Annotated in this window: 1 protein-coding gene; it reads right to left on the bottom strand. The window is 51.5% G+C overall.

What is annotated here, in order from left to right; genetic code table 11:
* The coding region (locus AC3XQU_RS24920) for a hypothetical protein (RefSeq protein ID WP_489876769.1) at positions 1-235 on the bottom strand (235 nt) is incomplete at both ends.

Genomic DNA, 235 nt, shown 5'->3' with positions numbered 1-235 from the left:
ATCGATGGATTGCGCCCATTCCGATTCAGCCAGAATGTGTTGGCCCGTGAAGTAGCGAACTTCATCGACGGTGGTGTTGTAGATAAGAAAGATCCGCTCGGGGTTCATGCTGACCGCAGCACGACTGAGCCCACGCTGGTTATTCCAGTTCACGCCACTTTTTACTTGCACTTCAAAATATCGGCCGTTGTGCCCGACGATTCCGTCAATGCCTTTATCGTCAACCAAGGATGGA

Source organism: Telluria sp. AZSoR62 (assembly GCF_058111565.1).
Note: the sequence above shows the minus strand (reverse complement) of the source record. Positions and strands in the feature narration are given on the sequence as shown.